The sequence below is a fragment of the Streptomyces katrae genome, from assembly GCF_002028425.1.
Lineage (GTDB): Bacteria > Actinomycetota > Actinomycetes > Streptomycetales > Streptomycetaceae > Streptomyces > Streptomyces katrae_A.
The window spans coordinates 1653853-1668890 of the sequence record NZ_CP020042.1; the positions used below are offsets into that span (position 1 = coordinate 1653853).

Annotated in this window: 12 protein-coding genes; 4 read left to right on the forward strand and 8 right to left on the reverse strand. The window is 74.0% G+C overall.

The features are described 5' to 3' along the window. Window positions 1–11: 11 nt before the first annotated feature. Window positions 12–1451: a PLP-dependent aminotransferase family protein gene (locus B4U46_RS07560; protein WP_079425187.1), complete on the reverse strand. Its 1440-nt coding sequence runs from the start codon at window positions 1449–1451 to the stop codon at window positions 12–14. On the opposite strand from B4U46_RS07560, the gene B4U46_RS07565 reads away from it, so the two are divergent. Together B4U46_RS07565 and B4U46_RS07570 are read left to right on the forward strand one after the other, a co-directional pair. After that, complete coding sequence (locus B4U46_RS07565; protein WP_079425189.1) at window positions 1450–2379, forward strand: DMT family transporter; 930 nt, start codon at window positions 1450–1452, stop codon at window positions 2377–2379. The two genes, B4U46_RS07560 and B4U46_RS07565, sit on opposite strands and share 2 nt — an antisense overlap. A gap of 59 nt (window positions 2380–2438) precedes the next feature. Continuing rightward, window positions 2439–2654, forward strand: a complete 216-nt coding sequence (locus B4U46_RS07570) for a DUF1918 domain-containing protein (protein ID WP_079425191.1) — start codon at window positions 2439–2441, stop codon at window positions 2652–2654. Window positions 2655–2733: 79 nt separating this feature from the next. Here the strand turns inward: B4U46_RS07570 and B4U46_RS07575 are convergent, their stop codons facing one another. Next, the gene (locus B4U46_RS07575; RefSeq protein ID WP_079425193.1) at window positions 2734–4005 is read right to left on the reverse strand and encodes a glycoside hydrolase family 10 protein; all 1272 of its coding nucleotides are present in this window, start codon (window positions 4003–4005) and stop codon (window positions 2734–2736) included. Between the two features lie 155 nt (window positions 4006–4160). On the opposite strand from B4U46_RS07575, the gene B4U46_RS07580 reads away from it, so the two are divergent. Both B4U46_RS07580 and B4U46_RS07585 read left to right on the forward strand, forming a co-directional pair. Continuing rightward, a complete protein-coding gene (locus B4U46_RS07580) occupies window positions 4161–5063 on the forward strand; it encodes a 3-hydroxybutyryl-CoA dehydrogenase (RefSeq protein ID WP_079425195.1) in 903 nt (300 codons plus the stop codon). A 73-nt stretch (window positions 5064–5136) separates the two neighbouring features. Next, window positions 5137–6459, forward strand: coding sequence for an acyltransferase family protein (locus B4U46_RS07585; RefSeq protein ID WP_159402075.1), 1323 nt, complete (start codon window positions 5137–5139; stop codon window positions 6457–6459). On the opposite strand, the gene B4U46_RS07590 is transcribed toward B4U46_RS07585, so the two are convergent. The 6 genes from B4U46_RS07590 to B4U46_RS07615 form a co-directional block, all read right to left on the reverse strand. Next, a complete protein-coding gene (locus B4U46_RS07590; RefSeq protein WP_079425199.1) occupies window positions 6456–6986 on the reverse strand; it encodes an NUDIX hydrolase in 531 nt (176 codons plus the stop codon). The two genes, B4U46_RS07585 and B4U46_RS07590, sit on opposite strands and share 4 nt — an antisense overlap. Before the next feature lie 52 nt (window positions 6987–7038). Further along, window positions 7039–8376 carry a transcriptional regulator gene (locus B4U46_RS07595; protein WP_079425201.1) on the reverse strand — a complete coding sequence of 446 codons (1338 nt, stop codon included), beginning with the start codon at window positions 8374–8376 and terminating at the stop codon, window positions 7039–7041. 454 nt (window positions 8377–8830) lie between these two features. Next, the gene (locus tag B4U46_RS07600) at window positions 8831–9886 is read right to left on the reverse strand and encodes a PP2C family protein-serine/threonine phosphatase (protein WP_079425203.1); all 1056 of its coding nucleotides are present in this window, start codon (window positions 9884–9886) and stop codon (window positions 8831–8833) included. Between the two features lie 184 nt (window positions 9887–10070). Further along, window positions 10071–12599: a phenylalanine--tRNA ligase subunit beta gene (pheT, locus tag B4U46_RS07605; RefSeq protein ID WP_079425204.1), complete on the reverse strand. Its 2529-nt coding sequence runs from the start codon at window positions 12597–12599 to the stop codon at window positions 10071–10073. Next, window positions 12599–13726, reverse strand: a complete 1128-nt coding sequence (pheS, locus tag B4U46_RS07610) for a phenylalanine--tRNA ligase subunit alpha (protein ID WP_079425206.1) — start codon at window positions 13724–13726, stop codon at window positions 12599–12601. Before pheS ends, pheT begins: the two co-directional genes overlap by 1 nt. A 168-nt stretch (window positions 13727–13894) precedes the next feature. Beyond that, complete coding sequence (locus B4U46_RS07615; protein ID WP_079431613.1) at window positions 13895–15007, reverse strand: sensor histidine kinase; 1113 nt, start codon at window positions 15005–15007, stop codon at window positions 13895–13897. Between the last annotated feature and the right edge of the window lie 31 nt (window positions 15008–15038).

Below are 15038 nucleotides of genomic sequence, written 5' to 3' on the forward strand. Positions count from 1 at the left end.
CCCGCCGCAGGTCAGGGCCAGTGCAGCCCCCCGCGCAGGCGCTGGACGGCCTCCACCAGCTCCCCCGGTCCCGAGACCCCGGCGAAGCCCATCCGGACGTACGCGGCCGGTGGCTCGGCGCAGAAGTACGGGCGGCCGGGCGCGACCGCGACCCCGGCGCGCAGGGCCGCCGCCGCGAACTCCGCGTCGTCACCGCCGCCCGGGGGCCGGACCCACAGCTGATAGCTCCCGCGCGGCAGGTGCGGCAGCTCCACCCCGGGCAGCTCGCGCCGCAGGGCCCCCGCGAGCACGTCGCGGCGGTGGCGCAGTTCGGCGGCGACGGCCCGCAGGTGGCGCGGCCAGGCGGGGGCGCCGACCAGTTCGAGGGCGGCCTCCTGGAGCGGGCGGGGCACGAAGAAGCTGTCGACCACCTGGATGGCGCGCAGCCGGTCCAGTACCGGGCCGCGGGCGGCGAGCGCGCCGACGCGCAGGCTGGGCGAGGTGGCCTTGGTCAGGGAGCGCACGTGGACGACGATCCCGTCGGCGTCCTCGGCGGCCAGGGTCGCGGGCAGCGGTCCGGCGTCCTCGTGGGCGAGGTTGCGGGCGTAGTCGTCCTCGATGACAAAGGCCCCGGCGGCCCGGGCGATCCGCAGCACCTCGGGCCGCCGTTCGGCGCCGAGCACGGCCCCGGTCGGGTTCTGGAACAGCGGCTGGCACACGAAGACCCGTGCTCCCGTGGCCTCGAAGGCGGCGGCCAGCAGCTCGGGCCGGACCCCGTCGGCGTCCATCGGGACGGGCACGGGCCGGCAGCCCGAGGCGCGGGCGATGGCCAGCAGCCCGGGGTAGGTGGGCGACTCCACGAGGACGGGGGCGCCCGGCGGGGCCAGGGCCCGCAGGGCGGTGGTCAGGGCGCTCTGCCCGCCGGCGGTGATCATCACGTCGGCGGCGCCCAGCGCCCCGACGGCACCCCCGATCTCCCGGGCGAACCAGTCGCGCAGCTCGGGCAGCCCTTCCAGCGGCGGCCGCCCCCAGGCCCCGGGGCGGCGCCCGGCCCGGGCCAGTGCGGCGGCCATGGCCCGCTCGGGCTGGAGCGAAGGGTGGAGGTAGCCGCCGTTGAGCTCGATGACCCCGGGCGGCGTGGCCGCGAGCGAGGACAGCAGCCCGGAGGCGTCCACGGAGCGCGGGATGACCTCCCCGGCCCCCTCGGCGCTGAGGGACACCTCCTGCCAGGAGGTGTCCCCGGGGGTGAGGCCGGCCGCGCGGGGGTGGGCGCGGTAGGCGCCGGCGCCCGGGCGGGTGACCACCAGCCCCTCGGCGGCGAGCTGCGCGAGGGCCCGGGAGACGGTGACGGGGCTGACGCGGTAGCGCTCGACCAGGGCCCGGCTCGACGGGAGCTTTCCACCCACCGGGTAGCGGTCGAGCTCGGATCGGAGGGATTCCGCCAGTTCCGCCACACTGCTACGCTCGTACATGACAGCACAGAATAGCGCTACTCGCCCGGCCCCGATAGCAGTCCAGGTGGGGGGCCACAGCACGGTCCAAGCGGGGGGCCGCGGCGGCACCGCCCTCGCCCTCCTCGGGGTCGTCGCCTTCTCGCTGACCTTCCCCGCCACCGCCTGGGGCCTGGAGGGTTTCGGCCCGTGGTCGTTCGTGGCCCTGCGCAGCGCCCTGGCCGCGGTCATCGCGGGCGGCTTCCTGATCGCCGGACGGGTCCCGCTGCCGGCCCGTGAGCACTGGGCGGGGCTGGCCGTCGTCGCCGGCGGGGTGGTCGTGGGCTTCCCGCTGCTGACCACGCTCGCCCTGCGGACCTCCACCACCTCGCACGCCGCCGTCGTGGTGGGCCTGCTCCCGCTGACCACGGCCGCGCTGTCGGCCCTGCGCACCGGTACCCGGCTCCCGCGGGCCTTCTGGGCGGCGGCCGTCGCCGGGGCGCTGGTGGTCCTGGCGTTCACCCTGGCCCAGAGCGGCGGCGCCCCCTCCGCCGGGGACGCCTACCTGTTCGGGGCGCTGCTGGTCTGCGCGGCCGGCTACACCGAGGGCGGACGCCTCGCCCGGCTGATGCCGGGCTGGCAGGTGATCGGCTGGGCCCTGGTGCTGTGCCTGCCGCCGGCGCTGGCAGGCTCCGCGCTCGGGCTCGCGGCCGAGCCGGTGCACCTGACCTGGCACGGAGCGGCCGGCCTGCTGTGGACGGCGGCCGGTTCCACCTTCCTCGGGCTCTACGTCTGGTACCGCGGCATGGCCGCGATCGGCGCCCCGCGCGCCAGCCAGCTCCAGCTCGCCCAGCCGCTGCTGACCCTGGTCTGGTCGGTGGCGCTGCTGGGCGAGCGGCTGTCCCCGGGGACCCCGCTGGCCGCCGGGGCGGTGCTGGTCTGCATCACCGTGACCCAACGGGTCAAATAGCCCCGGATCGGCCTAAAATACAGGCACCGGATCGGACCTGTTCCGAGGGAGGTCAGCAGATGCGAGCGACCGAGGGCGACCAGCTGGTGCAGCACGGCAGGATCGTGGGCCAGCACGACAGGGTGGGCGAGATCGTCGAGGTGCTGGGCGAGAACGGCGCGCCCCCGTACCGGGTGCACTTCCCGGACGGGCACGACGCCGTGATGTCCCCCGGGCCCGACTGCGTGGTACGCCACCCGGACAGGCCCGAGGGCACGTCCCCCACCTGGCAGTGAACCAGCCGGCACCGGACCACCTGACATGCGGGGCCCCTGACCTGCAGGCCCCTGGCACACGGGACCGGCTGACATCCGGTCAGCGCGGCGCCGCCACCGCCTGGTAGTGGTCGGCGACGACCCTGGCCATGGCACCGTTGGGGTCCGCGGCCACCTGCTTCGCCGAGAAGTAGACGTGGCCGCGGACCTCCGTGTACTTCTTGGCGAGCGTCAGGTGCTTCGACAGCTCCGCCGGATCGCGCCAGGCGGCCGTGGAGCTGTGTGCGTCGCAGCGGTACAGCGCCTCGCCCACGTACAGGTCCACGCCCGTGCCGGCGACGGTCCGCGCCCACCAGGGCACGATCGCCGCGTAGTCGGCCTGCGGGTGTCCGATCTGCCAGTACGCCTGCGGGACGATGTAGTCCAGCCAGCCCTCGGTGACCCACTTGCGGGTGTCCGCGTACAGGTCGTCGTACGTCTGCACGCCCGCCCGCGTCGGCGAGCCGAGCGGGTCGGTGTCCTGGTTGCGCCACACCGCGAAGGGGCTGACGCCGAACCGCGCCGCCGGGCGGACCTGGCGCAGCCGCTGCGACATCTCGGAGACCAGGGTGTCGGTGTTGTGCCGGCGCCAGGCGGCGCGGGAGCCGAAGGAGGCGCCGTACTCCGCGTAGGCGTCGTCGTCGTCGAAGTACTCCCCCTCCACCGGGTAGGGGTAGAAGTAGTCGTCCCAGTGCACCCCGTCGACCGGGTAGCGGGAGACGGCGTCGAGCATGGCCTCCTGCACGAAGGCCCTCACCTGGGGCAGCCCGGGGTTGTAGTAGAGCTTGCCGCCGTAGGGGACGACCCAGTCGGGGTTGCGGCGGGCCGGGTGCGCGGCGGACAGCCGGGAGGGGTCGGTGTGGTTGGCCACCCGGTACGGGTTGAACCAGGCGTGCAGCTCCAGCCCCCGCGCGTGCGCCTCGGCGACCGCGGTGCCCAGCGGGTCCCAGCCCGGGTCCTTGCCCTGGGTCCCGGTCAGCCACTGCGACCAGGGCTCGCGCGCGGAGGGCCAGAAGGAGTCCGCGGCCGGCCGGACCTGGAGGATCACGGCGTTCAGGCGGCGCCGGACGGCGGTGTCGAGGAGGGCGGTCAGCTCGGCGCGCTGCTCCCGGGCGGCGAGGCCCGACGCGGAGGGCCAGTCCACGTTCTGTACGGTCGCGATCCACATCCCCCGGAACTCCCGGGCCGCCGCCCGGCCTGCTCCCCCGCCCCCGGCGGGCCGCTCCCGTACCCGCGCCGGGCGGGCGGCGGCCTCCGCCGGGCCCGCGCCCGCCGCCGCGGCCAGCGCCCCCGCCGCTCCCGCCAGCAGCCCCCGTCGTCCGATGTACGCCATGTGACGACTCCGTTCCTCTCCGTGACTTCGCTCCACGAACGCCCAGCATGCCCGCCCCGCCCCGCCACGGGCGGGAAGGACGGGAGTAACGTCGGGGGGCGTGGCGGGCGCCGGGGTGCAGTTACCACTGCCGAACTACGGGGGACCCGCGATGGATGAGCAGCGAAAGGCACGATGTGACGGACCTCTCTACCCTCCCGACCGACATCACCAGGGTCGGCGTGGTGGGCTGTGGCCAGATGGGCGCGGGCATCGCGGAGGTGTGCGCCCGCAGCGGTCTTGAGGTGAAGGTCGCCGAGACCACCGGGGAGGCCCTGGAGATCGGGCGCACCCGGCTGCACAACTCGCTGACCAAGGCCGCCGAACGCGGCAAGATCAGCGAGGAGGAGCGGGACGCCACCCTGGCCCGCCTCACCTTCACCACCGATCTCGGCGAGTTCGCCGACCGCGACCTCGTCATCGAGGCCGTCGTCGAGAACGAGCAGGTGAAGACGGAGATCTTCCAGGTCCTCGACCAGGTGATCACCCGCCCCGACGCGATCCTCGCCTCCAACACCTCCTCGATCCCGCTGGTCAAGCTGGCCGTCGCGACCTCGCGGCCCGACCAGGTCATCGGCATCCACTTCTTCAACCCGGCGCCCGTGCAGCGGCTCGTGGAGCTGATCCCGGCGCTGACGACCGGCGAGGAGACCGTCAAGCGGTCCGAGGCCCTGGTGCGGGACGTACTGGGCAAGCACGCCGTCCGCGCCCAGGACCGGTCGGGCTTCGTCGTCAACGCCCTCCTCGTGCCGTACCTGCTGTCGGCGATCCGGATGTTCGAGTCGGGCATCGCCAGCCGCGAGGACATCGACAACGGCATGGAGCTGGGCTGCGCCCACCCCATGGGCCCGCTGAAGCTGTCGGACCTGATCGGCCTGGACACCATCGCGTCGATCGCCGACTCGATGTACGCCGAGTACAAGGAGCCGCTGTACGCCGCTCCCCCGCTGCTCCAGCGCATGGTCGACGCGGGCCGGCTGGGCCGCAAGACCGGCTCGGGTTTCTACCCGTACGGCTGATCCGCCGTGAATATGGTGTGAGAAGCGCCTCGGTCGCCCGCGCGGCGGCCGGGGCGCCGCTAGGGTCCTGCCGGTGAACAGCCCCACGACCGCAACGGTGCGGCCCCCCACCTCCGGCGCCCCGTCCCCGTCTCCCTCCCCGGCCCCGAAGACCTCGGCGGCCGCCCGGCTCGGCTGGCTCGACGCCCTGCGCGGCCTCGCCGCCCTCGTCGTGGCCCTCCACCATTTCGGCGTCCTGCGGATGCTGCCCGCCGGGAAGATCGTGGGACGGAACTTCGACCTCGGCCTGTTCGGGGTCATGCTGTTCTTCATAGTCAGCGGCTACATCATCCCGGCCTCCCTCGAACGCCGCGGTGACGTCCGGGGGTTCTGGATCGGGCGGTTCTTCAGGATCCACCCGGCCCTGATCGTCACCATCGTCGTCTCGCTCCTGGTGCTGCCGTCCGGGGACGGCGCGATCCGCGTCCTGCGCACCGGCGACGACCTGAGCTCGCTGATCACGAACGGCCTGCTGCTTCAGGACGTGCTCGGGGTCACCAACGGCATGAACGTCACCTGGACGCTCTGCTACGAGATGGTCTTCTACTTCTTCGTCACCGCCCTGTTCACCCGCGGCCTGCACCGGCACAGCGCCCCCATCGCCGCCGGCTGCGCCGCCCTCGCCCTCGCGGTCGGCACGGCCGTCGGTGAGAGGCTCCTGACCCCGGACCCCCACTCGGTGCGCCTCGCCCTGCTGGTCGTCGTCCCGGTCGTGCTCGCGGGCTTCGCCGGGGTGCTCAGCGGCCGGCCCGGTCCGACCCGGGCGGGCGCGCTGCTGCTGGCCGGGCTGGGCCTGGTGCTCGTCACGCTGAACAGCCGGGCCCCCTGGTACGAGACGTGGACGATCTTCGCGACCATGTTCGCCGGAACGGCGGTGTACCGGGCGCAGCACTCCGCGCGCGGCCGCGTCCCGTCCCTGCTCGCCTGCGGTTTCGTGGTCGTCTCGGGTGTGCTGGTCGGCTGGCTGTACAACCGGGACGGCTTCCAGAACCACACCTGGACGCTGGGCTGGATCTCCTGGTCGTCGGCCTACCTGGCCGCCTGGGCCGTGTTCGGGCTCGGCTTCCTGCTCCGGCGGCGGCGCTTCCCCCGGGTGCTGACCTGGCTCGGCGCGATCAGCTTCTCCGTGTACCTGGTGCACGTCCCGCTGGTGCACGCGCTCGCTCCCGTGGTGGGGGTGCCGCTGTCGCACTCGGCCCCGGGCCGGGCCGTGTGGGCCTTGCTGCTCGTCGCGGCGGCGCTGGCCGTGAGCCACCTGATGTACCGGCTGGTGGAGATCCCGGTGCAGAACCTCGGCCGGCGGGTCCAGAAGGCGGCGGTCCGGCGATGGCCGGCCGCCGCCCGGGAGGAGGGCTAACCGAGCCGCAGGTGGTGCAGCAGGAGCAGTCCGGCCGCCATGTTGGCGGCCGGGATCTCCCCGCGCCCGATCATGTCCGGGACGAGCTTGAGCGGCACCCACTCGCGCCGCGAGGACTCGAAGCCGTCCTCCGGTTCGCCGATGCGGGTGGCCCCGTCCGCCCAGTAGAGGTGGTGGCGGGCGTCCGTGAGCCCGTTGGAGGGCTCGACGGTCATCAGGTGGTGGAGCGGGCCGGGCCGCCAGCCCGACTCCTCCTCCATCTCCCGGGCGGCCGCCGCCTCCACGGACTCCCCGTCCTCGACCACCCCGGCGGGCAGTTCCCAGCCCCAGCTGTCGGTGATGAACCGGTGGCGCCACAGCAGCAGCACCTCGTCCGCCTCGTTGACGGCCGTGGCCACGGCGACCGGCCGCAGCCGGATGACGAAGTGGTCCAGGTGCCGTCCGTCGGGAAGTTCCACGTCCGCGAGGTTCACGTCGAACCAGCGGTTCTTGTACACGGTCTGCTCGCTCAGGTTCGTCCACTGCACGGTTTTGCCGCCTTCCGCTTCGTAGGTGGCAACATGGCAGCAGCTGGGACCGTCACAGGGGAACGCGCAGCGCCCCGTCGATGAGTGCGGCCGTCTCCTCCGCACCGGCACAGCCACTGCTCAGCAGCGCCTCCCGGACCGTTCGCAGCCGGTCGCGCAGCCTCAGCGACTCCATCCCCTTGGCCCGTTCGGCCATTTCGGCCGCCGAGGCCACCGCCCGGTCCGCCTCCCCCTGGCGCAGCTGGATCTCGCACAGCATGGCCAGCCGGTGCACCCGCCCCCGGTCGTGCGCCGGCGTGCCGACGGCCTCGGCGGCCTGCTCGTGCGCGGCGTCCAGGTCGCCCAGACTGAGCAGCGCCTCGGCCACCTGTACGTTGACCAGCCCGGGCTGGACGTAGCCCGTCTCGGCCGGCTCGCTGCCGGGCCGGATCCGCTCGGCGGCCGTCTCGGCCCGCCGGATGCAGGCCAGGGCGGCCGCCGTGTCCCCGAGTTGGGCGTAGGCCTTGGCCTGCATCGCGTACAGGTCGGCGGCCAGTGCCGGGGTCGTCCGGCTGCCCGCGGCCCGCAGCGCGGCCTCGGCGAAGGCGACGGCCTGGCGGAAGTCCCGCAGGTGCAGGGACTGGTTGACCAGCAGGGCGATCACGTACGCGCCGAGCCCCCGGTCCCCGCTGGCCTTGGCGAGGCGCAGGGCCTGGTGGAAGTAGCGCTGGGCGAGTCCGTGCGCGTCGGAGTCGTACGCGCAGATGCCCGCGACCGCCACCAGGGACCCGGTGGCACGGTGCAGCTGCCGCCCGACGTCGTCGGAGTAGCCGCCGCGCAGCATCGGGGCGGTCTCGCTGCCGAGGAAGCGGACGATCCGGGCCCGGGTGGCCATCCCGCCGGCCCGGCGGTACATCAGCTCGTAGTGGGCCCGGGCGGCCCGCAGGATCTCGATGTGCTCGGGGCCGATCCGCTGCGTGCCCGGGCGGGACACGTCGGCGTCCTCGGGCGGGTTCTCCCACTCCCACACCGGGATGACGGCGGGGGTGCCGGTGAGGGCCTGCGCGGTGAGCTGCGCGGGCCGGCCCAGCTCGTCGGAGCGCCACAGGGCGGTGGCCCGGTCCACGAAGCCGCTGAGCCGGGTGGCGTGCGCGGTCTGCCGGCCGGGGATGCCGAGCCCGATGTCGTCGAGGCCCACGGGGCGGTGCAGGCGTCCGCCGAGCACTTCGCAGATGAGGTCGGGCACCTGGCCGCGGGGGCGCTGCCCCTTCAGCCAGCGGGAGACCGCGGTGTGTTCGTAGCGCAGCGCGAGTCCGCGGGACCGGCCCGCCTGGTTGACGTGCGCGGCAAGTCCGGCGTGGGACATGCCCGCCTCGGCGAGGAGGGCGTCGAGCAGGGCGTTGGGCTGCATGGGCCCCTCCAAGGGCTCGTCGGCTTCAGGCTAGTGGCTCGGCGGTTCGCGCGGGGTGGGGTGCGGGCAATTCACACGGGGTGTGAAGCAAGAACGCGCATAAATGCGATACGCACCCTGCCGCGGAGGGCCCGCGCCGCGCTTCACTTAAGAGCCTCGCCAAGGAGGCCGCCCGGTCGTCGGCTCCCCCTCGTACAGTGCGACGACCCGGCAACGCGCCGCCCGCCCTGCTGTCTGCCCGACACTCCATGGCGGGCGGGCGGCGCACCACGGCTCCGCGGGGGCCGCCCGGTTGGTCGCCGGGTGGGTCCCCCGTCGAGCCCGGCCGGTTCCGCACCGGGTCCGTCCACCGGCCCGGTGCGGAGCGGCATCGCCGGTGACACGGATCCGCCCGGGCCGTTCCACTCCCCCCGGCCGGGCGGGTCCGGTCCCCGGTGGCCGGTGCGGTGCCCGGTCAGGTGCGGTCGTTGCGCAGCGCGAGCAGCGCGACGTCGTCGGCGAGGCGTCCTCCGGTGTGGCGCAGCAGGGCGGCGTGCACGCCCGCGACCAGCCGCGCGGGCGTGAGCGTCTGCTGGGCCGCGAGGAAACGGGCGAGGGGGAAGAACCGGCCGTGCCGGTCGCGGGCGTCCTCGGCGCCGTCGGTGTGGAGTAAGAGCGCTTCTCCGGGGTGGAGTTGGCCGAGTTCTTCCGGCTGGACGCCGGGCGGTACGGGCAGCACCCCGAGCGGCGGCCACGGGTCGCCCCCGTCCAGCACGCGCGCCTCGGCGTGCCGCTGCGCGGACCCGCTCCCCGCCCCGCCCTTGCTCCCCCGGCCACCGCTGGAAGCCGCCCCGCAGGGTTGCGGCACCGGCGCGCGGCGCAGGAGATACGGCCAGGGGTGGCCGCAGTTCAGGGCCAGGACCGTGTTGTCCGGGGCGATCTGGAGCAGCAGGACCGTGACGAAGTCCTCCGCGACCGGGGACTCCGGATCGGCCGGGCAGGCCGAGGGGTGCTCGGCCCGGGCACGCTCCCGCAGGTACCGGTGCAGGGAGCGCTCCATCCGCAGCAGGACCCCGCCCAGCGACGGCTCGTCGTACGCCGCCTCGCGGAAGGACCCGAGGACCGCCGCGGCGGCGCCCAGCGCCGCCAGCCCGTGGCCCCGCACGTCCCCGATCACCACCCGCACCCCGTACGCCGTCGGCACGGCCTCGTACAGGTCCCCGCCCACCGCCGCCCCGCGGCTCGCGGACAGCTGGGCGGCGCACAGCGCCAGCCCGTCGATCCGCCCCGGCAGCGGCCGCAGCAGGACCCGCTGCGTGGCCCCGGCGATCTCCCGCGAGCGCCGCAGCTCGGCGACCAGGCCGCGCCGGATGTGCAGGGCGCAGCCCGTGGCCAGGACCAGGAAGGCCGCGCAGGTGGCGAGGCTGGGCCCCAGCGGGCCCGGGGTGGACAGCTCCCAGGACACCGCGGCGCCGCCCCAGGCGAGGACGCACCCCAGGCGCGCCCGGTGCATCTCCCGGCGCGTGATCATCCGCAGGACGCTCCCCTCCGGCTCGTCGGCCGGAACGATTGTGTCGACCTCCAGACGTACCGGACACGGCCGGAGGCCGTTCTCACCCGAATGAGTGAGCGTCGTCCGATATGCCTGCCGATATGCCCGAGGGGCCCGTCCGGTGGTCCGGACGGGCCCCTCAGCAGGTCCTGCTCACGGCGGATCAGGCGCCGCGCAGCACCGCCCCGGTCCGCTCGCCGGCGAGCGCCACCGCCGCGTCGCGCGCGGCCGTGGACTCCTCGGCGGTCAGGGTCCGGTCGGGCGCGCGGAAGCGCAGCGCGTAGGCGAGGGACTTCTTGCCCTCGCCGACCTGCTCGCCGGTGAACACGTCGAACAGCCGCAGCGATTCGAGCAGTTCGCCGGCGCCCTCGCGCAGCGCGGCCTCCACGGCCGCGGCCGGGACGGACCCGTCGACGATCAGCGCGACGTCCTGGGTCGCCACCGGGAAGGTGGAGATCCGGGGCGCCTGAAGGGCCTCGCCACCGGCCGCCGCGAGGCGGTCGAGGTCGAGCTCCATGGCGCTGGTGCGAGCCGGCAGACCGAGGGCCTTGACCACGCGCGGGTGCAGCTCACCGGCGTGGCCGATGACCGTCTCGGCGCCGTCGAGGGTGACGACCAGCTCGGCGCAGCGGCCGGGGTGCCACGGACCGTACTGGCCCTGGCGGACGACCAGCTCGGCGCCCGCCTCGGCGGCCAGCGCGCGGGCGGCCTGGACGGCGTCGGCCCAGTCGGCCGGACGGCCCTTGCCCCACCAGCCGGCCTGCTCGCGGGCGCCGGCCAGCACGACCGCGGCGTACCGCGGCTGCGCGGGCAGGGCCGCGTCCAGGGTGGCGATCTCCTCGTCCGTGGGACGCCGGTCGACCGGCAGCCGCACGGCGGCACCCGGCTGCTCGCCGGCGCGGAAGACCGAGCCGGTCTCGAACAGCGCCAGGTCGTGGCTGCCCCGGCTGTCGTTGCGGCGCAGCGCGCCGAGGAGGCCCGGCAGCAGCGTGGTGCGCAGCGCCGGCTCCTCGTCGGAGAGCGGGTTGACCAGCTTGACGACCCGGCGGCTCGCGTCGTCCGCGGGCAGCTGGAGCTGGTCGAAGACGCCCTCGCCGATGAACGGGTAGCTGAGCGCCTCGACGTAGCCGGCGCCGGCCAGGGCGCGGCCGACGCGGCGGTGCAGCTGCTGGCGCGGGGTCAGACCGCGGCCGGAGGGCACCTGCGGGAGGGTGGACGGGAGGTTCCCGTAGCCCTCCAGGCGGATGACCTCCTCGGCGAGGTCGTTGGGCGCGGCGAGGTCGGGCCGCCACGAGGGCACGGTGACGACGAGCTCGTCCTGGCCGTAGACGTCGCAGCCGATCTCCTGGAGGCGGCGCACGACCGTCTCGCGGCCGTAGTCCATGCCCGCGACGCGGTCCGGGTGGTCGGCGCGCATCGCGATGGTGCGCGGGGCGCCCGGAGCGATGAGCTCGGTGACCCCGGCCTCGGCGGTGCCGCCCGCGAGCAGCACCAGGAGGTCGACGGTGCGCTGCGCGGCCGCGGCGGCGGCCAGCGGGTCGACGCCGCGCTCGAAGCGCTTGGAGGCCTCGGAGGACAGCTTCATGCGGCGGGCGGTGCGCGAGATCGACACGGAGTCGAAGTGCGCGGCCTCGATGACCACGTCGGTGGTGCCGGTGACGGCGCCGGTCTCGGGGTCGGTGACGGAGTCGGCGATCTCGGTGTTGGCGCCGCCCATGACACCGGCGAGCCCGATCGGGCCGCTGTTGTCGGTGATCACCAGGTCCTCGGCGTCGAGGATCCGCTTGACCCCGTCGAGGGTGGTGAACTTCTCGCCCTGTTCGGCACGGCGGACGCCGATCTCGCCGTCGAGGCGCGAGCGGTCGTAGGCGTGCAGCGGCTGGCCCAGTTCGAGCATCACGTAGTTGGTGATGTCGACGGCGAGGGAGATCGGGCGCATGCCGGCCTTCTGGAGGCGGCGGGTGAGCCAGATCGGGGAGCGCGCCTCGGGGTCGAGGCCGGTCACCGTGCGGGCGGTGAAGCGGTCGCAGCCCTGCGGGTCGGAGATCTTCACCGCGTACCCGTACGAGTTCGGCGCGGGCACGTCGAGCAGGGCCGGGTCGCGCAGCGGCAGGCCGTAGGCGGTGGCGGCCTCGCGGGCCACACCGCGCATCGACATGCAGTAGCCGCGGTCCGGGGTGATGTCGATGTCCAGGACCTCGTCGACGAGCTCCAGCAGCTCGATCGCGTCGGTGCCCGGCTCGTACTCCGGCGGCAGCACGATGATGCCGTGCGTGCCGTCGTCGCCCATGCCGAGCTCCTCGCCGGAGCAGATCATGCCGTGCGAGGTCTTGCCGTACGTCTTGCGCGAGGCGATCGCGAAGTCGCCGGGCAGGACGGCGCCGGGCAGGACCACGACGACCTTGTCGCCGACGGAGAAGTTCCGGGCGCCGCAGACGATCTCCTGCGGTTCGCCGGTGCCGTTGGCCTGGCCGACGTCGACCGTGCAGAAGCGGATGGGCTTGCGGAAGCCCTCCAGCTCCTCGATGGTCAGCACCTGGCCGACGACGAGGGGGCCCTTGAGGCCGGCGCCGAGCTGCTCGACGGTCTCGACCTCGAGGCCGGCGTCGACGAGCTTGGCGGCCACGTCGCGGCCGGTCTCGCCTGCGGGGAGGTCGACGTACTCCCGCAGCCAGGAAAGCGGGACGCGCATCAGATCTCACTCCCGAACGGCCGGGTGAAGCGCACGTCACCCTCGACCATGTCTCGCATGTCTTCAACGTTGTGGCGGAACATCAGCATCCGCTCGATGCCGAACCCGAAGGCGAAGCCGCTGTACTTCTCGGGGTCCACGCCGCAGGCGACGAGCACCTTGGGGTTGACCATGCCGCAGCCGCCGAGCTCGATCCAGCCCTCGCTGGAGCAGGTACGGCAGGGGCGGTCGGGGTTGCCCACCGACTCGCCGCGGCAGACGTAGCACTGCATGTCCATCTCGGCGGACGGCTCGGTGAAGGGGAAGAAGTGCGGGCGCAGGCGGGTGGTGGTCTGCTCCCCGAAGAGCTCCTTGACCATGTGGTCGATGGTGCCCTTGAGGTCGGCCATGGTCAGGCCCTCGTCGACGGCGAGGAGCTCGACCTGGTGGAAGACCGGGGTGTGCGTCGCGTCGAGCTCGTCGGTGCGGTACACGCGGCCCGGGCAGACGATGTAGACGGGGGGCTTGCGCTCCAGCAGCGAACGCGCCTGCACCGGGGAGGTGTGGGTGCGCAGCACGACGCCGGACTCGTCGCCCTGGGTGCCTTCGGGGCCCTGGACGAAGAAGGTGTCCTGCATCTGGCGGGCCGGGTGATCGGGCGTGAAGTTGAGGGCGTCGAAGTTGAACCACTCCGCCTCGACCTCGGGGCCTTCCGCGACCTCGTAGCCCATGCCGACGAAGATGTCCGCGATGCGGTCCATCAGCGTGGTCAGCGGGTGGCGGGCGCCGGCGGGAACGCGGTCGTAGGGCAGCGTGACGTCCACCGCCTCCTCGACCAGCACCCGCTCGTCGCGCTCGGCCTCCAGGGCGACCGTGCGGGCCCCGAAGGCCTTGTTCACGGCGCCGCGGGCCTGTCCGACGCGCTTGCCCGCCTCGGCCTTGGCCTGGGGCGGCAGGGCGCCGATCTCGCGGTTGGCGAGCGCGAGGGGCGAGCGGTCGCCCATGTGCGCGGTCTTCGCCTCGCGGAGCTCGTCGAGGTCGCCGGCGGACGCGAAGGCGGCGAGCGCCTCGTCCCGCATGCGCTCGATCTCTTCCGGTTTCAGTGCCTCGACCTCGACAGGGTCGTACGACTTGTTCGGTGCCGACATCTCTTCCCGTACTTCCGATGGCTGGCTGGTGGGTCCCCGCACGACTCGCACGACTCGATCGGCTGATCGGCGTGATCGGCACAAGGACACAAAGGTGCCAAAGGACGAGTCTAAGGGCCGCCGGGGGTGAGGAAGCCCGTGGGCCGCCTGGCGAGACTCCCCGCAGGGTTACTGGGTGAGGTAGGCCGGCGCGCTCACGGGCAGCATAAATCGGAACTCCGCGCCGCCGCCGGGTCCGCGCCCGACGGTGATGGTGCCGCCGTGGGCCTCCACGATGCCCTTGACGATGTACAGGCCCAGGCCGGTGCCGCCGCGCTTGCTCCCCCGCCAGAAGCGGGTGAAGACGCGGGCCATCGACTCCTCGGGGATCCCGGGGCCTTCGTCGGTCACGGTGACGGCTGTTCCCTTCTCGTACGGCGCTACGTCGATGGTGACCGTTCCGTCGCCGTGCCGCACCGCATTTTCGAGGAGGTTGCCCAGGATCTGGTCGATCTTGTCCGGGTCGGCCCACAGGTCGGGCAGCGGGCGGCTGACGCGTACGAGGAACCGCTCGGGGGCCTGGCCGTTCGCGGTGAGGGCCTGGACGTGCCGGCCGACGGCCGCCGCGATGTCCACGGGCTGCCGGCGCACCTCCAGGCGGCCGGAATCGATGCGGGAGATGTCGAGGAGTTCCGCGATGAGGCGGGTGACGCGGTTGGCGTCGGCGTCGACGGTCTCCAGCATCAGCCGCTTCTGGTCGTCGGTGAACCGCTCCCATTTGGCGAGCAGGGTCGCCGTGAACCCCTTGACGGAGGTCAGCGGGGAGCGGAGCTCGTGCGCGACGGTGGCGATCAGCTCGGCGTGGCTGCGCTCGGTGCGGCGGCGGGCCTCGGTGCCGCGCAGGGTGACCACGAGGCGGCTCAGCGGGCCGGTGGGGTGGGTGCGCACGTAGGCGGCGGAGACCAGCACCTCGCGGCCACCGGGCAGCAGCAGGTTCCGCTCCGGCTGCCCGTGCCGGGTGGCGAGGCCGCCGTACGGGTCCGTCAGGGTCCACCAGCGGCGGCCCTCCAGGTCCTCCAGCGGGAGCGCGCGCTCGATGCGGGCGCCGAGGGCCTGGCCGGCCGTGATGGCGGTGATCCTGGAGGCGGCCCGGTTGAAGCAGACGACGTGCCCGGTGTGGTCGGCGACGACGAGGCCGTCCGGCAGCTCGTCGGGGTCGAGGGCGAAGGCCCCGTCCGGCGTGTCCCGGAACCGCTCCGCGGCTCCCGCGGTCACCGGCGAGCTGTTCGTGCCGACGGTCATGTCCCCGTACCCCACATCTCCGGGTAGCTCA